Annotated in this window: 18 protein-coding genes and 3 tRNA genes; 11 read left to right on the forward strand and 10 right to left on the reverse strand. The window is 71.0% G+C overall.

Annotated elements, in window-relative coordinates:
• Positions 1-86 precede the first annotated feature (86 nt).
• The 4 genes from purD (at position 87) to ABZ464_RS29860 (ending at position 6,653) form a co-directional block, all read left to right on the forward strand.
• On the forward strand, positions 87-1,340 hold the full coding sequence (gene purD, locus ABZ464_RS29845) for a phosphoribosylamine--glycine ligase (RefSeq protein ID WP_359281653.1): 1,254 nt from the start codon (positions 87-89) through the stop codon (positions 1,338-1,340).
• A 324-nt stretch (positions 1,341-1,664) separates the two neighbouring features.
• On the forward strand, positions 1,665-3,848 hold the full coding sequence (locus ABZ464_RS29850) for a hypothetical protein (RefSeq protein ID WP_359281656.1): 2,184 nt from the start codon (positions 1,665-1,667) through the stop codon (positions 3,846-3,848).
• 295 nt (positions 3,849-4,143) lie between these two features.
• Entirely contained in the window at positions 4,144-5,661 is a 1,518-nt protein-coding gene (locus ABZ464_RS29855; RefSeq protein ID WP_359281659.1) for a N,N-dimethylformamidase beta subunit family domain-containing protein, read from the forward strand.
• Positions 5,662-5,753: 92 nt separating this feature from the next.
• Positions 5,754-6,653 (forward strand): phosphoribosylaminoimidazolesuccinocarboxamide synthase, encoded by a 900-nt coding sequence (locus tag ABZ464_RS29860; protein WP_359281662.1) that lies wholly within the window; start codon positions 5,754-5,756, stop codon positions 6,651-6,653.
• Between the two features lie 156 nt (positions 6,654-6,809).
• Here ABZ464_RS29860 and ABZ464_RS29865 read toward each other — a convergent pair.
• From ABZ464_RS29865 to ABZ464_RS29900, 8 genes are all read right to left on the reverse strand, one after another.
• Positions 6,810-6,885: transfer RNA gene (locus ABZ464_RS29865), tRNA-Gly, on the reverse strand.
• Between the two features lie 23 nt (positions 6,886-6,908).
• A complete protein-coding gene (locus ABZ464_RS29870) occupies positions 6,909-7,517 on the reverse strand; it encodes a response regulator transcription factor (RefSeq protein ID WP_359281664.1) in 609 nt (202 codons plus the stop codon).
• Entirely contained in the window at positions 7,514-8,752 is a 1,239-nt protein-coding gene (locus ABZ464_RS29875) for a histidine kinase (RefSeq protein WP_359281667.1), read from the reverse strand. Before ABZ464_RS29875 ends, ABZ464_RS29870 begins: the two co-directional genes overlap by 4 nt.
• 29 nt (positions 8,753-8,781) lie before the next feature.
• A complete protein-coding gene (locus ABZ464_RS29880; protein ID WP_359281760.1) occupies positions 8,782-9,546 on the reverse strand; it encodes an ABC transporter permease in 765 nt (254 codons plus the stop codon).
• Positions 9,547-9,638: 92 nt separating this feature from the next.
• Entirely contained in the window at positions 9,639-10,592 is a 954-nt protein-coding gene (locus tag ABZ464_RS29885; protein WP_359281669.1) for an ABC transporter ATP-binding protein, read from the reverse strand.
• A 134-nt stretch (positions 10,593-10,726) separates the two neighbouring features.
• Positions 10,727-10,802: transfer RNA gene (locus ABZ464_RS29890), tRNA-Gly, on the reverse strand.
• Between the two features lie 80 nt (positions 10,803-10,882).
• Positions 10,883-10,954 (reverse strand) — tRNA-Gly (locus tag ABZ464_RS29895).
• A gap of 187 nt (positions 10,955-11,141) precedes the next feature.
• Positions 11,142-11,459 (reverse strand): Lsr2 family protein, encoded by a 318-nt coding sequence (locus ABZ464_RS29900; RefSeq protein ID WP_055631821.1) that lies wholly within the window; start codon positions 11,457-11,459, stop codon positions 11,142-11,144.
• Positions 11,460-11,821: 362 nt separating this feature from the next.
• Between ABZ464_RS29900 and purS the strand changes: the two genes are divergently transcribed.
• Genes purS through purL form a run of 3 tightly spaced genes read left to right on the forward strand, consistent with a single transcriptional unit; the run spans position 11,822 to position 15,017 of the window.
• Positions 11,822-12,085, forward strand: coding sequence for a phosphoribosylformylglycinamidine synthase subunit PurS (gene purS, locus ABZ464_RS29905; protein WP_015659417.1), 264 nt, complete (start codon positions 11,822-11,824; stop codon positions 12,083-12,085).
• The gene (gene purQ, locus ABZ464_RS29910; protein ID WP_359281672.1) at positions 12,082-12,762 is read left to right on the forward strand and encodes a phosphoribosylformylglycinamidine synthase subunit PurQ; all 681 of its coding nucleotides are present in this window, start codon (positions 12,082-12,084) and stop codon (positions 12,760-12,762) included. The genes purS and purQ overlap by 4 nt, the downstream gene beginning before the upstream one ends.
• Positions 12,759-15,017, forward strand: coding sequence for a phosphoribosylformylglycinamidine synthase subunit PurL (purL, locus tag ABZ464_RS29915; protein WP_359281675.1), 2,259 nt, complete (start codon positions 12,759-12,761; stop codon positions 15,015-15,017). The genes purQ and purL overlap by 4 nt, the downstream gene beginning before the upstream one ends.
• Positions 15,018-15,107: 90 nt before the next feature.
• Here the strand turns inward: purL and ABZ464_RS29920 are convergent, their stop codons facing one another.
• Positions 15,108-16,571: an MFS transporter gene (locus tag ABZ464_RS29920; RefSeq protein WP_359281678.1), complete on the reverse strand. Its 1,464-nt coding sequence runs from the start codon at positions 16,569-16,571 to the stop codon at positions 15,108-15,110.
• A gap of 112 nt (positions 16,572-16,683) precedes the next feature.
• Here ABZ464_RS29920 and ABZ464_RS29925 point away from each other — a divergent pair, with 112 nt between their 5' ends.
• The 4 genes from ABZ464_RS29925 (at position 16,684) to purM (ending at position 21,173) form a co-directional block, all read left to right on the forward strand.
• Positions 16,684-17,328 (forward strand): helix-turn-helix domain-containing protein, encoded by a 645-nt coding sequence (locus ABZ464_RS29925; protein WP_359281681.1) that lies wholly within the window; start codon positions 16,684-16,686, stop codon positions 17,326-17,328.
• Positions 17,329-17,517: 189 nt separating this feature from the next.
• Entirely contained in the window at positions 17,518-18,315 is a 798-nt protein-coding gene (locus tag ABZ464_RS29930; RefSeq protein ID WP_359281684.1) for a sterol carrier family protein, read from the forward strand.
• Between the two features lie 220 nt (positions 18,316-18,535).
• Positions 18,536-20,062 carry an amidophosphoribosyltransferase gene (purF, locus tag ABZ464_RS29935; protein WP_359281686.1) on the forward strand — a complete coding sequence of 509 codons (1,527 nt, stop codon included), beginning with the start codon at positions 18,536-18,538 and terminating at the stop codon, positions 20,060-20,062.
• Between the two features lie 46 nt (positions 20,063-20,108).
• Positions 20,109-21,173, forward strand: a complete 1,065-nt coding sequence (gene purM / locus ABZ464_RS29940) for a phosphoribosylformylglycinamidine cyclo-ligase (protein ID WP_359281687.1) — start codon at positions 20,109-20,111, stop codon at positions 21,171-21,173.
• A gap of 105 nt (positions 21,174-21,278) precedes the next feature.
• On the opposite strand, the gene ABZ464_RS29945 is transcribed toward purM, so the two are convergent.
• On the reverse strand, positions 21,279-21,536 hold the full coding sequence (locus tag ABZ464_RS29945) for a DUF3073 domain-containing protein (protein ID WP_359281689.1): 258 nt from the start codon (positions 21,534-21,536) through the stop codon (positions 21,279-21,281).
• Between the last annotated feature and the right edge of the window lie 14 nt (positions 21,537-21,550).

Raw genomic sequence — 21,550 nt, forward strand, 5'->3', positions numbered from 1 at the left:
TTCGTCGAAAGCTACGAACTCCCGAGCCCCCACCGCTCGGCCGCCCGCACAAAGCCTCCCTGTCTCCGCCCGTTAGGCTGACCCCTGTGAACGTCCTCGTCATCGGCAGCGGCGCCCGCGAACACGCCCTGTGCCGCTCCCTGTCCCTCGACCCCGCCGTCACCGCGCTGCACTGCGCGCCCGGCAACGCCGGCATCGCCGAGGTCGCCGAGCTGCACCCGGTCGACGCCCTGGACGGCGGGGCCGTGTCCGCGCTGGCGCTGGAGCTCGGCGCCGAGCTGGTCGTCGTAGGCCCGGAGGCGCCGCTCGTGGCCGGGGTCGCCGACGCCGTACGGGAGGCGGGGATTCCGGTCTTCGGGCCCTCCAAGGAGGCCGCGCAGCTGGAGGGGTCGAAGGCCTTCGCCAAGGAGGTCATGGCCGGGGCCGGTGTCCCGACCGCCCGCTCGTACGTCTGTACGACCGCCGAGGAGATCGCCGAGGCCCTTGACGCGTTCGGCGCGCCGTACGTCGTGAAGGACGACGGTCTCGCGGCCGGCAAGGGCGTCGTCGTGACCGAGGACCTCGAGGCGGCGACGGCACACGCCGCGGCCTGCGAACGTGTGGTCATCGAGGAGTTCCTCGACGGCCCGGAGGTCTCCCTCTTCGCGATCACCGACGGCGAGACGGTCCTCCCGCTCCAGCCCGCCCAGGACTTCAAGCGCGCGCTGGACGGCGACGAGGGCCCGAACACCGGCGGCATGGGCGCGTACTCGCCGCTGCCGTGGGCCGCCCCGAAGCTGGTCGAGGAGGTCCTGGAGACCGTCCTCCAGCCGACCGTCGACGAGATGCGCCGCCGTGGCACCCCGTTCTCCGGGCTGCTCTACGCCGGTCTCGCCATCACCTCGCGCGGGGTCCGCGTCATCGAGTTCAACGCCCGCTTCGGCGACCCGGAGACCCAGGTCGTCCTGGCCCGGCTGAGGACCCCGCTCGCCGGTGTCCTGCTCGCGGCCGCGACCGGCACCCTCGCCGACCTCGAGCGCCTGCGATGGAGCGAGGACGCGGCCGTCACCGTCGTCATCGCCTCGCACAACTACCCCGGCACCCCGCGCACCGGTGACGCCATCACCGGCCTCGACGCGGTGGCCGCCGAGGACGCCCCGCATGCGTACGTCCTGCACGCCGGGACGAAGAAGGACGGTGAGACGGTCGTCAGCGCGGGCGGCCGTGTGCTGTCCGTCACCGCGACCGGCGCGGATCTCACCGAGGCCCGCGAACGGGCGTACAAGGCCGTCGCGCGCGTCGGTCTCGACGGTTCCCAGCACCGTACGGACATCGCCGCGAAGGCGGCGGCGGGCGCCTAACGCCACCGAACCGCCCACTGATCACTCACTGAACCACTCACCCGACCACCCAGGCCCCGGCCCCCTGAGAATCCTTCGCGGACTCCCTCGGAAACCGGGGCCTGATCGTTGCCCACCGTCGTTCACCTTTCCCCAGAGCCATTCCATCGAGTGAGCGCTGAGCTATCCGGCTGACGGAGGCCGAAGCGCCAACTAGGGTGCGGCGCAAGCATTCCGGCACTTGGCCCACCGGCATTGCGATGTCAGTGGCGGGTGCCACAGTGGGGGAGTGAGCAAGAGCAGGCGAGCCAGGACCGCGAGACGGTGAGGGGGTGAGTTCCGGTCGTGACCGGTATGGGAGTGGAGACGGGCGCGCAGAGCGCGCGGGCCCGGGCGCTGGCCGTGCTGCGGGTCCGCAGCCGGGCGCTCGCCGTCGCGCTGCTGCCCGCGGCCGCCGCCGTGATCCTGCTCGCCGGTGGTTCCACGGGACATCTCGTGGGCCGAGGCTGGGACGGCGCCCGCTGGGTGGTGGGCGTGATCGCGCTCGTCGTCCTGCTCGCCGCCGGTGTCGTGGGCCTGGTCGTCGCCCGTGCCCGCCCCGCCGTCACCCCCACGGTCGCCGTCGCCGAGGAGGCGGCACCCGATCTGTACCGGCTGGTGCGCGACCTCGCCGACCGCCTCGACGTCCCCGCGCCCTCCGCCATAGCGCTCACCCCGGACTGCGACAGCTGGCTGGAGGACCGCACCCACCCGGCCCACGGCCCGCCCGCGCCCCGGCGCGGCGACGAGATAGCCGGTGCGGGCCCGAGCCGCCACCACCTGCCCCGTCGTACGGCGACGGCGCCGGTCCTCGTCATCGGCTCCCCCTTCCTGTGGTGGATGCGCGTCGGCGAACTGCGCGCAGTCCTCGCCCCGGTCGTCGCCGGTACGGGCCCTTCGGCGCACCCCGACATAGCCGCGGCCCGGCGCTTCGTACGGGGGCTGGACGCCGCGGTGGCCGTCTCCGCCGACCGCGGGCGCTGTCCCGCCGCCCGTCTGGTCTGCGCCGGCATCGGCTGGGTGAGCCGGCTGATGCTGCGCAGCTGCCAGGTGCACGCCGCCGAGATGGAGCGGGGCGTGGCCGCGGCCGCCGCCGAGCGCGCCCAGGCGGTGGACTACGGGCTGCGGATCGTCGCGCAGGAGCAGGTGGGCCTGGCGTACGCGGGCTGGGACCGGCTGCTGACCCGGGTCGCGCTGCCGGCCTGGCGGATGGGGCGCTGGCCGTCCCGGCTGGACGCCGGTGTCGTGGCCGCGCTGACCGAGCTCTCCCGCCGGGACCGCCTGGCCGAGGGTTTCGCCTCCCGCCTCGGTGAGCGCCCCGCCTGTGACCTGCTCGAAGAGCCCGGCGCCGTGGACGAGGCCGCCTCGCTGCTCGCCGCCCGCCTCTTCCACGGCGGGCCCGCGGAGTCCGGCCCGGACTGGTCCCCGGTGGACTGGCAGGAGTACCCGGAGGAGGTCGTCGACCGCAAATGGCGCACCGACGCGGCCCGCCTCCACCGCGTCCTCGACTCCCTCGGCGTCCGCCCCACCCCCGACCCCGTGTCCCACCACCCGTCCGGCCCCACCCTGGCCCGCGTCCTGGACCACCTGACGGCCGACGACACCGACCTGACGGCCATGACGGCGACGGCCTCCCACCCGAGCGGCCCGACGACGACCGCTCGAACCCCGAACAGGGAAGCCCTGGCGACCGACGACCCCCCGGTGATCGACGACCCCCCGGCAACCGACGCCGCCCTGCCGGACCGGGCTGCGCAGCCGGACCGGGCCGCTCCGACACCGGCCGAGAACCCCACGAACCGGAGCGCTTCCACGACCTCCACGGCCCCTACGACTTCCACGACCCCCACGACTTCCATGGCCCCCACGACCTCCACCGCCCCCATGGCCCCCAGTCCCACTCCCACCTCCGCCCCCGGCACCTCAGCAGGCGACGCATCCCCCACCCGACCCGACGCCGAGTACGCCGAGTATGCCGAGGACGACGAGGCCGGGGACACCGCGGATGGCGACGGGGACGACGAGGTCGGGGACACCGCGGATGGCGACGGGAACGGTGACGGGGACCATGAAGGCCTCCCCGCCCCCAACCCCCGCTGCTCGGCGCTCGCCGCGCGGCTCGGTTCGGAGGTGGCGAGGGAGGAGGCGACGGCGGCGAAGCCTCCCGTGCCCAGCGGTCAGGGCGGCCCCGACGGCCCCCTCTGGGAGGACGGCGCGCTTCCGCTCTTCCCGCTCCAGCCCCCACGCACCGACCGTGAACTGCTCGCCGACCACGTCACGGCGATGGTGTGCTGCGCGGCGATGGACACGGTCGGAGCGGCCCCCGGTCTCGACTGGCTCGACGGCCCCACCCTCCTCGTCGACGGCGTACGCGTGGCCGACCTCGCCCCCCGCGTGCTCAGCCTCGTGGAGGACGGCGACGCGACCCCCCTGCGCGCCTGGCTGGTGGAACTGGGCATACGCCCCGAGAAGCCGGTACGACTCGGCTGACCTCACCACCTGCCGACACCACCCTCTGGCCCCACCCGGCCCCACCCGGCTCCACCCTCTCCCACCCCACCCCACCCCATCCCACCCGCCCGGAACGGACCCCCTGGTTCCACTTTCGGCCAATTCGCAACGAATAGTGACTGTCTGCGCGCGTTATGTGATGTGCTGGGACCGATCGCGCCCATGGCATGGGCGTGCGACATAGGACAGCCGACCTGCCGGCCGGTCAGTCGGCGTTCAGCGCGAAACGACCGCACCGCCGGACGATCACGGGGGCACCAGGGAGGGGAGCGCCATGGCACCGGGACCGGAGCACATCCGCCGCTGGGAGTCGGGAGCACTGGCCCATGCCGTGACGGATCCCTTCGGCCAGGGGCCCGTCCCCTGGCTGCGCGGCAGCGAGACCTACTTCGACGACACGGGCCAGGTCGTCCCCTGGTACGTCGACCCCGCCCCCGCCCGCAGGGAGGGCGGCCCCAGGATCCCCGGCCCCCGCACCGCGTCCGCCCCGGTGTCCGCGTCCGGCCTCCCCCGCTCCGCCGACGACGTCCGCCGCCAGATCAAGGGCTTCACCTCCACCGGCGCGGTCGCCCCCGGCGAGGCCCTCGACTTCCACATCACGGTCGACCCGCCTCAGGAATTCAGCGTCGACATCTACCGCATCGGCCACTACGACGGCGCCGGCGCCGCCAAGATCACCACCAGCCCGCGGCTCTCCGGCATCGTCCAGCCGCCGCCGCTGACCGCCGACCGTACGGTCTCCTGCCACCACTGGTGGCTCTCCTGGCGGCTGCAGGTCCCCTCGTACTGGAACGTCGGCGCGTACGTTGCCGTCCTCACCACGGTCGACGGCTACCGGTCCCACATCCCCTTCACGGTCCGCGACCAGCACCCCGCCGACCTGCTGCTGCTCCTGCCCGACGTCACCTGGCAGGCCTACAACCTCTACCCCGAGGACGGCCGCACCGGGGCCAGCTTCTACCACGCCTGGGACAGGAAGGGCCGCCTCCTCGGCGAGGCCGACGCCGCGACCACGGTCTCCTTCGACCGTCCGTACGCGGGCGCGGGCCTGCCCCTGCACGTCGGCCACGCCTACGACGTCATCCGCTGGGCCGAGCGCTACGGCTACGACCTCGCCTACGCCGACGCCCGCGATCTGCACTCCGGCCAGGTCGACCCCACCCGCTACCGGGGCCTGGTCTTCCCCGGCCACGACGAGTACTGGTCGACGAACATGCGCCGCACGGTCGAACTCGCCCGTGACAGCGGCACCTCCCTCGTCTTCCTCTCCGCCAACAGCCTGTACTGGCAGGTGGAGCTGGGTCCTTCCCCGTCCGGAGTGCCCGCCCGGCTGCTCACCTGCCGCAAACGCAAGGGCCCCGGCAAGTCCGTCCTCTGGCGGGAGATCGACCGCGCCGAGCAGCAACTGGTCGGCATCCAGTACGCGGGCCGGGTCCCCGATCCGCATCCGCTGATCGTGCGCAACGCCGACCACTGGCTCTGGGAGGCCACCGGAACCCATGAGGGCGAGGGCATCGAGGGCCTGGTCGCGGGCGAGGCGGACCGCTACTTCCCGCGCACCCCGCTCCCGCCCCACGAGGACCGCATCCTCCTCGCCCACTCCCCGTACACCGACAGCGACGGCGTCCTGCGCCACCAGGAGACCTCCCTCTACCGCGCCCCTTCGGGCGCCCTGGTCTTCGCCTCCGGCACCTTCGCCTGGTCCCCCGCGCTGGACCGCCCCGGCCATGTCGACCCCCGCGTCCAGCGCGCCACCGCCAATCTCCTCGACCGCATCTGCAAGCGCGACTGACACCTCCCCGCGGGGTCGACGGACCCTCCGTCCTTGATCAATCCCGATGTACGGGACAATCAAGGCCTAGGACAGAACCACGGGGAGGAACCGTGTCCGGATTCGTAGAAAAGCCCGAGCCCCTTCAGGTGCCGGGCCTGGTGCATCTGCACACCGGCAAGGTGCGCGAGCTGTACCAGAACGAGGCGGGCGACCTCGTGATGGTCGCCAGCGACCGCATGTCCGCCTACGACTGGGTGCTGCCGACCGAGATCCCCGACAAGGGCCGCGTCCTCACCCAGCTCTCCCTGTGGTGGTTCGACCAGCTCGCCGACCTGATCCCCAACCACGTCCTCAGCACCGAACTGCCCGCCGGCGCCCCCGCCGACTGGGCCGGCCGCACCCTGATCTGCAAGTCCCTGCGGATGCTCCCCGTCGAGTGCGTGGCCCGCGGCTATCTCACCGGCTCCGGCCTCGTCGAGTACGTCGAGTCGCGCACGGTCTGCGGCCTCGCGCTCCCCGAGGGCCTGGTCGACGGCAGCGAACTCCCTGCCCCGATCTTCACCCCGGCCACCAAGGCCGCCGTCGGCGAGCACGACGAGAACGTCTCCTACGAGGAGGTCGCCCGTCAGGTCGGCGCCGACACCGCCGCCCAGCTCCGCCAGGCCACCCTCGCCGTCTACGGCCGCGCCCGCGACATCGCCCGCGACCGGGGCGTCATCCTCGCCGACACCAAGTTCGAGTTCGGCTTCGACGGCGACACCCTCGTCATCGCCGACGAGGTCCTCACCCCGGACTCCTCCCGCTTCTGGCCGGCCGACCAGTGGCAGCCGGGCCGCGCCCAGCCCTCGTACGACAAGCAGTTCGTCCGTGACTGGCTCACCTCGCCCGAGTCCGGCTGGGACCGCAAGAGCGAGCAGCCCCCGCCGCAGCTGCCCCAGCAGATCGTCGACGCGACCCGCGCCAAGTACATCGAGGCCTACAAGCGTCTGACGGGCCTCGCCTGGTCCTGACCCGGACGGCCCCCGTGACCTGCGGGGGCCCACCCGGACCGCCTCCCCGGTGCACGCGAAAACCCGGGTGCAGGCCAAAACCCGGGTGCAGGCGAAAACCCGGGTGCAGGCGAAAACCGCATGCAAAAACCCCGGTCTACCGGACCGGGGTTTCACTGGAGCGGACGACGAGGCTCGAACTCGCGACCTCAACCTTGGCAAGGTTGCGCTCTACCAACTGAGCTACGTCCGCACTGCGCCGTGGCGCGAGGCCAACTATACCCAACCCCGCTCGCGTGCGAGACGCACCGCCGCGTGCCGGTTCTCCGCGCCCAGCTTGGACACGGCCGACGAGAGGTAGTTCCGCACGGTCCCCTGCGACAGCCCGGCCCGCTCGGCGATCTCCGTGACGGGCGCACCCTCGGCGGCGAGTTCGAGCACCTCGGCCTCGCGCGAGGTCAGCGGCGAATCCCCGGCCGCTATGGCATCGGCGGCCAACTCCGGATCGACGTAACGGTTTCCGGAGTGCACGGTCCGGATGATCTCCGCGAGCCGCTGCGCACTCACCGTCTTCGGGACGAACCCGCGTACACCCGCCGCGAGCGCCCGCTTCAGATTCCCCGGCCGGCCATGGCTGGTCACGATCAGCACCCGGCAACCGGGCAGTTCGGCCCGCAGCGATGTGGCGACCTTCACACCGTCCGCACCCGGCATCTGGAGGTCCAGCACGGCCACATCCGGTTCATGCGCCCGCGCCATCGCCAGCGCCTCCGGTCCGGTGGCCGCCTCCGCGACGATCACCAGATCGTCCTCCAGGGAGAGCAGCGCGGCCAGCGCACCCCGGATCAGGTGCTCGTCGTCGGCGAGCAGCACCCGCACCGTCATGAAGTGACCTCGCTCACAACGCCCGTTCTGTTCAGTGGTACCTCGGCCACCACCCGGAACACCCCGGGCCCGGCGAACCCGGCCTCCAGTGTCCCGTCGACCTGCCGCAGCCGTTCCCGCAGCCCCGCGAGCCCCGACCCGCCCCTGCCGTCGCCGTGCCCCGTGGCCTCGGCCCCGTCGTTCTCCACGGTCAGCATCACCCGTCCCTCCGCGACCGACAGCCCCACCGAGCACCGCCCCGCGTCCCCGTGCCGCAGCACGTTCGTCGTCGTCTCCCGCACCACCCAGCCGAGCGCCGACTGCACCTCGCCGGGCAGCCCGTCCGCCTCCCCGCGCACCTCGCAGTCGATCCCGGCGGCGGCCAACACCCCCTGCGCACCCGCCAGTTCCACCGCGAGATCGGCCTCCCGGTAACCCCGTACGACCTCCCGCACCTCCCGCTGGGAGTCCTGCGCTATCCGCTGCACCTCCACCATCTGCTCCACCGCCTCCGGCTGCCCCCGCCGGGCCAGCTGCACGGCCAGCTCGGCCTTCAGCGCTATCACCGCCAGGTTGCGTCCCATCACGTCGTGCAGATCCCGCCCGAACCGCAGCCGCTCCTCGGCGACGGCGAGCCGGGCCCGGGTCTCGCGGGCCTCGTCGAGCTGGTAGACGGCGTCGAGCAGCCAGACGGAGAAGATGCAGGTGAAGGCGAGGAACCCGCCGCCGACCACGACCGCCGAGATCGCGATGAGTGTGCCGAGCCCGTCCTGGGTGATCGGGTAGACCATGAGTCCGGCGGCGGCGGCGAAGCCGTTGACGACCCCGAACACCCGGTGCCGCTCACGGATGCCGAGCGCGGTGATGCCCGCTCCGAAGATCAGGGAGATGCCGAACACCGCGCCCGCGGCGGCCTCGACGCCCTCCCGGTCCGGTCCGTGTTCCGTGATCCAGATCGCGGCCAGGGCGACGGCCACGGTGGCGGCGGCGAGGGCCCACAGCAGCCGGACGGGACGGGGGCGGCGCCCTCGGGTCCAGTCCAGCGCCCGCGACGCCGTCAGGCCGCAGAGCGTGGAGTGCACGAGCATCATCGCCGGCAGCCAGAGCGTGGACCCGGTCCACAACGTCGCCCCCGTGAAGGGCAGCCCCACCGTGGTGAACTCGGCCACCGCGAAGAAGTGGAACGACCACCGTGTGTAGGTCTCGACCTTCGCCGGTGTGCTCTTGCGTCGCCACCAGCCGTCCGGCCTGCGCATCCTCGTGTCTCCCCCCGTCCCCCGGCAGGTCAGCGCCGGGGCTCCCACCGGAACCATCGCCGTACAGCAAACACCGCCAGCACGGTCCAGGCCAGGGCTGTGGATATCGCCCCCAGCGCCTCGTAGGCCGAGAGGTCGCCGGTCCAGCCGCTGCGTATCAGGGTGATCACCGGGGACAGCGGCAGCAGTTCGCAGAACGAGGCGGCCCGATCCGGCAGCATTTCCAGCGGGACGGACACTCCGGAGCCGATCACCGAGACCAGCACGAACGGCGCGGTGGTGATCTGGGCGCTCTCCACGCTCCGGGTCAGGGCCGCCGTGACCGCCCCCAGCGCCGCGCACATCACCAGACCCAACAGCAGTCCCAGGACGGCGAGCTGGGGCGCCTTCGGCGCGGGGATGTGCAGCACCACCGTGGAGCCCGCGACCAGGACCAGGGACTGGACCAGCGCCGTGGTCAGCACCGGCAGTGCGGAACCGCCCAGGATCTCGGCGTCCCGCAACTCCCCGATGCGCAGTCGCTTCAGGACCAGTTCCTCCCGCCGGGCGGTGTAGATGGCGGTCAGCGCGGAGTACACGCCGAACAGCAGCGAGAAGCCGATCGCCGCCGGCACCAGCACCAGACCGGTCGTCAGACCGACGTCCTCGACGTCCATGTCGTTGATCACGTTCGCGAAACTGAGCGGCAGTACGAGCGGCATCAGCACCGCCGTGACCAGCGTGCTCTTGCTGCGCCCCAGGAGGGTCAGCTCGGCCCGCGCGAGGGCGGCCATCCGGCTCGCCGGGGTCGTCATCGCACGCTTGACCGCGTTCCCGGCGCCCGTGTTCCAGCTTCCGGCATCCACGACCGTGTCCTCACCGGTCCCGCTGTTCACCCTGTTCCCGCTCATGCCACGGCCCCCTCGGCCTCCGTACGCTCCGACGCCTCCCGGGCGATGCCCAGGAACGCCTCCTCCAGCGAGGCGGACCGCACGTCCAGCCCCCGCAGCTCGACCCGCGCCCGCTCGGCCCACACCAGCAGCCCCGTGGCCGTCCGCTGCAACTCCCGGGTGCGCAGCCGGACCACGCGCCCTTCGACCTCGTGATCGCACACGCCCAGCTCGCCGAGCGGAGGCAGATCGCCGATGAAGTACCCCTCGGGCAGCTCGAAGACGATCCGGGACGGCTGGGCCGAGGTCACCTCGGCGGGTGTCCCGGAGGCGGCTATGAGCCCCTGGTGCAGGATGGCCAGCCGGTCGGCGAGCTGCTCGGCCTCCTCCAGGTAGTGCGTGGTCAGCAGCACCGTCGTACCGGATGCGCGCAGGGCGCGGACCAGATCCCAGGTGGCGCGACGGCCCTCGGCGTCCAGGCCGGTCGTCGGCTCGTCGAGGAAGAGCACCTCGGGATCGCCGAGCAGGGCGAGCGCGAGGTCGAGGCGGCGCCGCTCGCCGCCGGAGAGCTGCTTGACCCGTATGTCCGCCCGGCCCGCGAGCCCGACCAGGGCCAGCGCCTCCCCGACGGGCCGGGCGCCGCTCACACAGCCGCCCCACATCCGCGCGGTCTCCGCGACGGTCAGCTCGGAGGGGAAGCCGCCCTCCTGCAGCATCACGCCGGTGCGCGGACGGACGGCCGCCCGCTCGGTGTACGGGTCGTGGCCCAGGACACGGAGGTGTCCGGCGTCGGGGCGCGCGAGGCCCTCCAGCAGTTCTACGGTCGATGTCTTGCCGGCGCCGTTGGTACCGAGCAGTGCGAAGATCTCACCGCGGCCGACGTGGAAGGAGATTCCACGGACCGCCTCGAACCCGCCCCCGTACACACGCCGGAGGTCGGTGACCTCAATCACGTGTTCATTCGTGTCCATGCCTCAAGGCTCCCGTCGGGTGCGGGCCGACGGCAGTGCGAGGTGTCATCACTCCGTATGACAAATGTCAGGTGACGGCGGCACCCGAACGGGTACGCACGAAAAAACCCCGGTCCACTGGACCGGGGTTTCCCTGGAGCGGACGACGAGGCTCGAACTCGCGACCTCAACCTTGGCAAGGTTGCGCTCTACCAACTGAGCTACGTCCGCATTGCCTCCGACCGGCTTTCACCGATCGGCGCGAGCACCAGCCTACCTGATCCACAAGCGTGGTCGGGACGGCGATGCAGAGCGGGTGACAGGAATCGCACACTGCGCCTTCCCCCTGGAAGGGGGATGTTCTGCTACTGAACTACACCCGCGTGGCCTCCGTGAGCTGGGCTTTTCGGCCCCGCCCGGCGGCGTGCTCCAGACATTAGCCGACCATGTGGGGGGTAACGCAAGTCGGTTGTCCCCAGGGCCCGCTGACGGACCCCGGGGAGAGCCGGGGCGGACCCGGCGGATGCGGCGCCCGCCGTCCGGCGGCGCGCCGCGCCACGCCTCACGGCCTCACTGCGCCTCGGCGAACGCCTCGTAGACCTTCTTGGGGATGCGGCCGCGGGCGGGCACCTCCATCTTGTTGGCCTGGGCCCAGGCGCGCACGGCCGCCGGGTCGGGCGCGACCTCCGTCTGCTTGTACGCCTTGCCGGACTTCGACCGCTTGCGGCCGGCCTCCACGTAGGGCGCGAGCGCCTTACGCAGTTTCTTGGCATTGGCTTCATTCAGGTCGATCTCGTACGACTTGCCGTCGAGTCCGAAGGCGATCGTTTCCGCCGCTTCCGAGCCGTCGATGTCGTCAAAGAGCGTGACCACGACCTTCTGCGCCACGAATATCGGTCCCTTCGTGCGACAGCTCTGCGATGACGTGCCAAGACGCCATGGAGATGTCGACTGTCCGCCAGTTATGGGGCAAAGTATCGGCTATTGCCAATTCATTTGTACAGTGCCCGGCAATCGAATGTGAAGCCCGACTAAATCTCTCCGCGTGTCCCAGCGCAATAGGGAACACAGGTGCACCCCGGATCTTTCCCTGAACTTTTCGTGAAGGCACTGGTCCGATACCTGATCGTGATGACGCTCACGTAGATTCCTACAACTCTACCCGCGTAGAAATTTTGTACGGGTAGTCTGAAGGCACCTGTCGGAGACACCGCAGGAACCTGCTCAGCACCACACCACCGGGAGTGCCAGTGGCACGCGTCGTAGTCGACGTCATGCTCAAGCCGGAGATCCTCGACCCCCAGGGCCAGGCGGTGCAGCGCGCACTGCCGCGGCTGGGTTTCGAAGGCATCTCCGACGTACGTCAGGGAAAGCGATTCGAACTGGAAGTTGACGGGCCGGTCGACGAGGCCGCCCTCGCCCGCATCCACGATCTTGCGGAATCCTTCCTCGCCAACACCGTGATCGAGGACTTCACCGTCAAGGTGGAGGAAGTCGCGGAGGCCGCGAAGTGACCGCTCGTATTGGCGTCGTCACTTTCCCGGGCAGCCTCGACGACCGGGACACACAGCGCGCGATCCGCCTCGCGGGCGCGGAACCGGTCGCCCTCTGGCACAAGGACAAGAACCTCCACCAGGTCGACGCTGTCGTCCTGCCCGGCGGTTTCTCGTACGGCGACTATCTGCGCGCCGGAGCCATCTCCCGCTTCTCGCCGGTGATGGAGACCGTCATCGAACAGGCGAAGGCCGGTCTGCCGGTCCTCGGCATCTGCAACGGCTTCCAGATCCTCACCGAGGCCCACCTGCTCCCCGGCGGGATGCTCGGCAACGACCACCTCCACTTCATCTGCCGCGACCAGAAGCTGCGGGTGGAGAACGCGGACACCGCCTGGACCACCGACTACACGGCCGGCCAGGAGATCCACATCCCGCTGAAGAACATGGACGGCCGTTACGTCGCCGACCCGTACACGCTGGACAAGCTCGAGGCCGAGGGGCGGGTCGCCTTCCGCTACCTGGACTTCAACCCCAACGGCTCGCTCAACGACATCGCCGGCATCACCAACGAGGCCGGCAACGTCGTAGGCCTCATGCCGCACCCGGAGCATGCCGTCGAGCCCCTCGTCGGGTCCGGTCGCACCGACGGTCTCCCGTTCTTCACCTCGATCCTCAAGAAGCTGGTCAACGCATGAGCCGGACGCCTCTGGACACGGTCGAGCACGCGGCCGCGACCCCCGACGTCGAGCTGCCCTGGGCCGAACTCGGTCTGAAGAAGGACGAGTACGAGCGGGTCGTGGAGATCCTCGGCCGCCGCCCGACCGGCGCCGAGCTCGCCATGTACTCCGTCATGTGGTCCGAGCACTGCTCCTACAAGTCGTCGAAGGTGCACCTGCGCCAGTTCGGCGAGAAGGCCCCGCAGAGCGACGCGCTCCTCGTCGGCATCGGCGAGAACGCGGGCGTGGTCGACGTCGGCCAGGGCTACGCGGTCACCTTCAAGGTCGAGTCGCACAACCACCCGTCGTACGTCGAGCCCTACCAGGGCGCGGCCACCGGTGTCGGCGGCATCGTCCGCGACATCATCGCCATGGGCGCCCGCCCGGTCGCCGTGGTCGACCCGCTGCGCTTCGGCGCCGCCGACCACCCCGACACCAAGCGGGTCCTGCCCGGCGTCGTCGCGGGCATCGGCGGCTACGGCAACTGCCTGGGCCTGCCGAACATCGGCGGCGAGGTCGTCTTCGACTCCTGCTACCAGGGCAACCCGCTGGTCAACGCCGGTGCCATCGGCGTCATGCGGCACGAGGACATCCACCTCGCGAAGGCCTCCGGCGCCGGCAACAAGGTCATCCTGTACGGCGCCCGCACCGGCGGCGACGGCATCGGCGGCGCGTCGATCCTCGCCTCCGAGACCTTCGACGACGCGAAGCCCTCCAAGCGTCCCGCCGTCCAGGTCGGCGACCCGTTCCAGGAGAAGCTCCTCATCGAGTGCACCCTGGAGGCCTTCCAGGAGAAGCTGGTCGTCGGCATCCAGGACCTCGGCGCCGCCGGTCTGTCCTGCGCCACGAGCGAGCTCGCCTCCAACGGCTCCGGCGGCATGCGCGTCACCCTCGACGACGTCCCGCTGCGCGACTCGACCCTCTCGCCCGAGGAAATCCTCATGAGCGAGTCGCAGGAACGCATGTGCGCCGTCGTCGAGCCGGAGAAGGTCGACCGGTTCCTCGAGATCTGCGACAAGTGGGACGTCATCGCCACCGTCATCGGTGAGGTGACCGACGGCGACCGCCTCGAGATCTTCTGGCACGGCGGCAAGATCGTCGACGTCGACCCGCGCACGGTCGCCCACGACGGCCCGGTCTACGAGCGCCCGTACGCCCGTCCGGACTGGCAGGACGCCCTCCAGGCCGACGACGCGAACAAGCTGCCGAGGCCGCGGACGAGCGAGGAGCTCAGGGACCAGGTTCTCAAGCTGGTCTCGTCTCCCAACCAGGCCTCCAAGAAGTGGATCACCTCGCAGTACGACCACTTCGTCCAGGGCAACACCGTCCTCGCCCAGCCCGAGGACTCCGGCATGATCCGGATCGACGAGGCGTCCGGCCTCGGCGTCGCCATCGCCACCGACGGCAACGGCCGGTACGCCAAGCTCGACCCGTACCACGGCGCCCAGCTCGCGCTCGCCGAGGCGTACCGCAATGTCGCCACGACCGGCGCCAAGCCGCTCGCCGTCTCCGACTGCCTGAACTTCGGCTCGCCCGAGGACCCGGCCGTCATGTGGCAGTTCGCGGAGGCCGTCCGCGGTCTGGCGGACGCCTGCCTCCAGCTCGGCACCCCGGTGACCGGCGGCAACGTCTCGCTGTACAACCAGACGGGCGAGGTGGCCATCCACCCGACCCCGGTGGTCGCGGTCCTCGGCGTCATCGACGACGTCGCCCGCCGCACCCCGGTCGCCTTCCAGGAGGAGGGCCAGCTGCTCTACCTCCTCGGCGACACCCGCGAGGAGTTCGGCGGCTCGGCCTGGTCCCAGGTCGTCCACGACCACCTCGGCGGTCTGCCCCCGAAGGTCGACCTGGAGCGCGAGCGCCTGCTGGCCGAGATCCTGATCTCCGCGTCCCGCGACGGAATGATCGACTCCGCGCACGACCTGTCCGACGGCGGTCTGATCCAGGCGGTCGTGGAGTCGGCGCTGCTCGGCGGCAAGGGCGCGCGTCTGGTCGTACCGGACGGGCTCGACGCCTTCACCTTCGTGTTCTCCGAGTCCGCCGGCCGCGCCGTCGTCGCGGTCCCGCGCTCGGAGGAGGTCCGCTTCAACGACATGTGCGGCGCCCGGGGCCTCCCGGTCACCCGCATCGGTGTCGTCGACGGCGACACGGTGGACGTCCAGGGCGAGTTCACGCTCTCCCTGGAGGAGCTGCGCACGGCGCACGAGGAGACGATCCCGGCGCTGCTCGCGTAGGCGAGTCCGTACGACGGTGACGTACGACGGTGAAGGCCCCGCCCGCTGGGACGGTCGGGGCCTTCACCTTGCCCGCGTGCCGACGCGGCGTCACGTCATGACGGGTTCCCGTGCCGGCTCCGGGGAGCCACCGGCCGCCGGGCGGGGTCGGGGCAGCCGCAGGGCGAGGACGAGGCACAGGGCCATGACGGCCGCCCCGCACAGGAACACCGAGTCCATCGCGGAGACGTACGACGCGATGCCCGCCGTGCGTGCCGGGCCCGAGAGGGAGGCGAGGGTGCCGGGACCGTCGTACAGCCTGGCTATGAGCGTGCCGAAGAGGGCCGCGCCGAGGGCTGTCCCCAGGGTCTGGAAGAAGCGGATGGCCGTGGTCGCGACGCCGAGCTGATGGGGTGGGGCCGCTTCCTGGACGAGCTGGATGAGCCGGCCGAGGAGCAGTCCGAAGCCCATGCCGACCAGAAGGAGTCCGGTGCGCAGCAGCCACAGGGAGGTGTGGGCGCCGAGGGTGGACAGCAGCAGGAAGGCCGCGGTGGCGATCGCCGAGCCGGCGATGGTGAGGGTCCGCTCCGGCCGGCCCCGCGCGGCGAGCTTGCCCGAGACGATCCCCACGGCCGTCATGCCGATCGCCATGGGGATGAGGTACAGCCCCGCCGAGGAACTGGGGACTCCTCGTGCCACCTGCAGATACACCATCACGTAGTACATCGCGCCGACCATCGCCGCTCCCATCAGCCCTTGGATCGCGAAGCCCAGGCGCAGTTCCGGCACCCGGAACAGGGAGAGCGGCAGGATCGGCTCGGCGGCGGTGACCTGGCGCCACAGGAACAGGCCGAGGGCGGCCAGGGCGGCCAGGGTCAGCGCGACGATCTGCGGTGACGACCAGGCGTACTGCTTGCCGCCCCACTCGGTGACCAGCAGCAGCGCGGCGGAGAAGGCGGCGGCGAGGGCCGCGCCGGGGAAGTCGATGCGGTGCCGCTCGGTGTGCCGGGGCAGTTTCAGGACGAGGGCGCCCAGGGCCAGGACGGCGAGGCCGAGCGGCAGGTTGACGTAGAAGATCCAGCGCCAGCTCGCGTGGTCGGCGAGCAGGCCGCCGATCCAGGGGCCGACCGCCATGCCGGCGCCGGCCACGATCCCGCCCATGCCGGCGCCCTTGGCGTCCTTCTCGCCCGGTCCTCTGAGCTGGGCGATCACCACCATGGTGACGCTCATCAGACCGCCGGCGCCGATGCCCTGCACGGCGCGCGCGGCGATCAGCTGCCCGATCGACTGGGCCGCCCCGCACAGCGCGGAGCCGAGCAGGAAGGTCCCGACGGCGCTCAGGAACACGCGTTTCGCGCCCAGGGTGTCGCACAGCTTGCCGTACAGCGGGAGGACCGCGGCCGAGGCCAGGGCGAAGGCGCTGACCAGCCAGGGGATCTTGTCGATGCCGTGGTCGGGGTCCAGGTCGCGGACGATCGGGACGGTGGCCGCGGAGACGATCTGCATGTCCAGGACGGCCAGGACGATCGTCACGAGGCAGACGAGGAAGCCGATTCTGCGCTGGGTCTCGGTCATGCCACCACCATGGACCTGAGATGTGTACCCGGTCAATGTTTTTTCCGGGATGATTTTTGTGTCCGGCTGAAATTTCTTCTTGACCTAAAATTAGGCTTGGTACAGTGGTGGCATGGGTGCTGAGGCGACGATGGGGCTGCGGGAGCGCAAGAAGCTGCAGACCGCGATGCGGATCTACCGAACCGCGGTGGAGCTGTTCATGGAGCGGAGCTTCGACGAGGTGTCCGTGCAGGAGATCGCGGACGCGTCCGAGGTCTCCAAGATGACCGTCTTCAACTACTTCGGCACGAAGGAGGACCTGGTCTTCCGGCCCATGGAGGAGCACTTCTTCGACGCCGCCCGGGCCGTGCGCGAGCGGCCGTCCGGGGAGTCCGCCGTGGAGGCCGTCCGCCGGCAGTTCCTGGAGATGGTGGAGGCCCGTGACCCGGCGGTCGGCCTGCACGGCGAGCCCTTCGCCCGCCGGATCCGCTCGGTCGTCATGGCCACGCCGGTGCTGCGGGAGCGCGCCTACCTCCTGTCGGAGAAGGGCGCCCGCGAGCTCGCCGACCTGCTCACCGAGGAGACCGGCGACGCCACCCTCGCCGTGATCGCCGCAGCCACGATCACCGCCGCCCGCAACGCCCTCGTCGAGGAGCACCACCGCCGCATAGACGCCGGCGAAACCGTCGACGCGGTCGCCGCCGACGCCGCCGCCCGCGCCCGCAGCGCCTTCGCCCTGGTGGAGGGCGGCCTACAGGACTTCGCCCGCAAACCCTGACCCCACCCGGACCCCGGCTCCCACCCGGACCCCGGCTCCCACCCGGACCCCGGCTCCCACCCGGACCCCGGCTCCCACCCGGACCCCGGCTCCCACCCGGACCACGCCTCTATCCAGACCGCGCCGCCCTCCCCACCCATCAACCCCTCCACGAAACGCCCACCCCCACCCACGGTTAGGCTCACCGCCATGCCCCCGGTCAAGAAGCGTGTGCGGACCTATGAGCCCTCCAAGACGCGGGCCGCGGTGTTCGCTCAGTTCGGGAATGTGCGGGAGGCCGTTGCCGGGCTTGAAGCCGGGCAGCTCGCGTTGCCGACGCGGCTCGGGGAGTGGAGTGTGCGGGAGCTGGTGGCGCACATCGGGATGGCGCTCACCGCCATCGAGCGCGCCCTCGCCCTGCCGGAGCCGCCGAAGCAGGACGCCGTGCTGCTCGACTGGCCGTTCGCGACCTCCGCGAGCTCCGCGGACATCGACGCCTTCACCCGGCGGCTGACCGAGGAACACCCCGACCTCGACGGCTACCTCGCCGTCATCGAGCGCAACCTCGTCGAGCAGCTCGACACCCACCCCGGGACCCGGCTGCTCAAGACCAACGCGGGCGCGCTCCCGCTCGCCGACTACCTCGTCACCCGCGCCGTCGAGCTGGTCGTGCACACCGACGACCTCAACGCCGCCGTGCCCGGCCTCGCCGTCCCCGTGGACCGTCAGGCCCTCGCCGCCACCACCCGGCTCCTCGCGGACGCCCTCGCCGTCAAGGCGCCCGGCGGCGCGACGGAGGTGCGTGTCCCGCCGTACGCCGTCGTGCAGTGCGTAGAGGGCCCGAGGCACACCCGTGGCACCCCGCCGAACGTCGTCGAGACCGACCCGCTGACCTGGATCAGGCTGGCGACCGGACGGCAGACCTGGGCCGAGGCCAGGGACGCGGCGAAGGTCAGCGCGAGCGGCGAGCGGGCCGATCTGGGAGCGCTTCTGCCGCTGATGTCCTGACCCGCCCCCACCCAATGGTGTGCGACACCTCACTCGCGCCTACGGAACGCGACCGCGCGGACCGGTCCGGGTTGCGTCACCAGTCGTCACAGGGCCGCCGTATAGCGCTTCTGACCTGCGCAAACAAGTCGATCATGGATGGATCGGACCAACGAAGATCCAGTTACCGGCAGGTATCCCCAATTCGGACCAGTGGTCGATCTCGCCTACACTCGATGGCGTGCCACGTGGTGACGGTCGACTCAATCACGATCTGCTTCCCGGCGAGAAGGGCCCCCAGGACGCTTGTGGCGTCTTCGGTGTCTGGGCTCCAGGCGAAGAGGTCGCAAAGCTCACGTACTTCGGGCTCTACGCCCTCCAGCATCGGGGCCAGGAATCCGCGGGTATCGCGGTCAGCAACGGCTCCCAGATCCTCGTCTTCAAGGACATGGGCCTCGTCTCCCAGGTCTTCGACGAGACCTCGCTCGGTTCGCTCCAGGGTCACATCGCGGTCGGTCACGCCCGCTACTCGACCACCGGTGCCTCCGTGTGGGAGAACGCCCAGCCGACGTTCCGCGCCACCGCGCACGGTTCGATCGCGCTCGGCCACAACGGCAACCTCGTCAACACCGCCCAGCTCGCCGAGATGGTCGCCGACCTGCCCAAGCAGGAAGGCCGCAGCCCGCGCGTCGCGGCGACCAACGACACCGACCTGCTGACCGCGCTGCTCGCGGCCCAGGTCGACGAGGACGGCAAGCCGCTCACCATCGAGGAAGCGGCCCACCAGATCCTCCCGCAGGTCCGGGGCGCCTTCAGCCTCGTCTTCATGGACGAGCACACCCTCTACGCCGGCCGCGACCCGCAGGGCATCCGCCCGCTGGTCCTCGGCCGCCTCGAGCGCGGCTGGGTCGTCGCCTCCGAGAGCGCCGCCCTCGACATCTGTGGCGCCAGCTTCGTCCGGGAGATCGAGCCGGGCGAGTTCGTCGCCATCGACGAGAACGGCCTCCGTACCTCTCGATTCGCGGACGCGAAGCCCAAGGGCTGTGTCTTCGAGTACGTGTACCTGGCCCGCCCCGACACCGACATCGCCGGCCGGAACGTGTACCTCTCCCGCGTGGAGATGGGCCGCAAGCTCGCCAAGGAAGCCCCTGTCGAGGCCGACCTGGTCATAGCGACCCCGGAGTCCGGCACCCCCGCCGCCATCGGCTACGCGGAGGCCTCCGGCATCCCGTTCGGCGCGGGTCTCGTGAAGAACGCGTACGTCGGCCGTACGTTCATCCAGCCCTCGCAGACCATCCGCCAGCTCGGTATCCGCCTCAAGCTGAACCCGCTGAAGGAAGTCATCAAGGGCAAGCGCCTGGTCGTCGTCGACGACTCGATCGTGCGCGGCAACACCCAGCGCGCGCTGGTGCGGATGCTGCGCGAGGCAGGCGCCGCCGAGGTCCACATCCGGATCTCCTCCCCGCCCGTGAAGTGGCCCTGCTTCTTCGGCATCGACTTCGCCACGCGCGCGGAGCTGATCGCCAACGGCATGACCATCGACGAGATCGGCACCTCGCTCGGCGCCGACTCCCTGGCGTACATCTCCATCGACGGCATGATCGAGGCGACCACCATCGCCAAGCCGAACCTCTGCCGTGCCTGCTTCGACGGCGAGTACCCGATGGAGCTCCCGGACCCCGAGCTGCTCGGCAAGCAGCTGCTGGAGACGGAGCTGGCCGCCGGCCCGGCCGCCACGGCCGCCGCCGACGCGATCCGCCGCCCGTAAGACGGCCCGTAACACCTGCCGTACGACACGAAAGTTCTCCTTGGCCATGTCTGAGACAACTGGTGCCAGCTACGCAGCCGCGGGCGTCGACATCGAAGCGGGCGACCGCGCCGTCGAGCTGATGAAGGAGTGGGTGAAGAAGACGCAGCGTCCCGAGGTCCTCGGCGGCCTCGGCGGTTTCGCCGGCCTCTTCGACGCCTCCGCCCTCAAGCGCTACGAGCGTCCGCTGCTCGCCTCCGCCACGGACGGCGTCGGCACGAAGGTCGACATCGCCCGTCAGCTGGGCGTCTACGACACCATCGGCCACGACCTGGTCGCGATGGTCATGGACGACATCGTGGTGTGCGGTGCCGAGCCGCTGTTCATGACCGACTACATCTGCGTCGGCAAGGTCCACCCCGAGCGCGTCGCCGCCATCGTCAAGGGCATCGCCGAGGGCTGTGTGCTGGCCGGCTGCGCCCTGGTCGGCGGTGAGACGGCCGAACACCCGGGCCTGCTCGGTGCGGACGACTTCGACGTCGCAGGCGCCGGTACGGGCGTCGTGGAGGCCGACCGGCTGCTCGGCGCGGATCGTATCCGCACGGGTGACACCGTGATCGCCATGGCGTCCTCCGGCCTTCACTCGAACGGGTACTCGCTGGTCCGGCACGTCCTGCTGAACCAGGCGGGCCTCGCCCTCGACGCGCGGATCGACGACCTGGGCCGCACCCTCGGCGAGGAGCTCCTGGAGCCCACCAAGATCTACTCGCTGGACTGCCTGGCCCTGACCCGGACGACGGATGTGCACGCCTTCTCGCACATCACCGGCGGCGGACTCGCGGCCAACCTGGCCCGCGTCATCCCCGACGGACTGCACGCCACGGTCGACCGCTCCACCTGGACCCCGGCCCCGATCTTCGACCTCGTCGGCAGGACCGGCTCGGTCGAGCGTCTGGAGCTGGAGAAGACCCTGAACATGGGCGTCGGCATGATGGCGATCGTGCCTCAGGAGTCGGCGGACGTGGCCCTGGCCACCCTGGCCGACCGTGGTGTCGAGGCATGGGTCGCCGGCGAGATCACCGAGCGTGGCGAACACACCACCGGTGCGGACCTGGTGGGCGACTACGCCTGAGCCCCGGCGCGGGAGCTAGTGCCCCGGCGGGCGCGGGATCCCGTGCACAGCACAAGACCCGGTCGGTGACCGAAGTCACCGACCGGGTGGATGCTCAAAGCGAGGTCAAGCGCCGCGACGATGTTGGTGGGACGAATCGTCGTCCTCGTCGTCCTCGTCGTCCCCGTACAGATCGGCGTACCGTGCGTACGGGTCGTCGTCTTCCTCATCGTCATCGTCCTCGAACGGTTCGCCATTCGGCGGCATGTTCGATGGCGATGCGCCCAGCTCTTCGGCCAGGCGTGAGAGATCCGTCCCGCCGCTGTTGTACTTCAGCTGGCGGGCGACCTTCGCTTGCTTGGCCTTGGCCCGGCCGCGCCCCATGGCTCGACCCCCTC

The sequence above is a fragment of the Streptomyces sp. NPDC005820 genome, assembly GCF_040630255.1.
Classification (GTDB): Bacteria; Actinomycetota; Actinomycetes; order Streptomycetales; family Streptomycetaceae; genus Streptomyces.